General features: G+C 64.6%; 1 pseudogene. It reads left to right on the top strand.

The features are described 5' to 3' along the window. Positions 1-184, top strand: a pseudogene (locus tag GFH49_RS01555) (alpha/beta hydrolase); the annotation flags it as partial. Positions 185-237: the final 53 nt, after the last annotated feature.

Consider the following 237-nt stretch of genomic DNA (forward strand, 5'->3'; position numbering starts at 1 on the left):
TGCTGGTGACGGCATCGTGACGGTGGATTACGGGCGGGCGTTCCAGGCGTCGGTGCCGGGTGCGCGGATGGTCGTGGTCGAGGGTGCCGGTCACTATCCGCACATCGAACAGCCGGCGGTATTCGTGCAGCACCTCAGCTCTTTCCTGGCGGAGTGCGAGTCCGCCGCAGCCGCAGTCCGGTAGAGATCAACGAGGGGTTTGCGAGATGCGTTTCTGGTTCTTCACCGAGTCGCCGT

The organism is Streptomyces blattellae (assembly GCF_009709555.1).
Classification (GTDB): domain Bacteria; phylum Actinomycetota; class Actinomycetes; order Streptomycetales; family Streptomycetaceae; genus Streptomyces; species Streptomyces blattellae.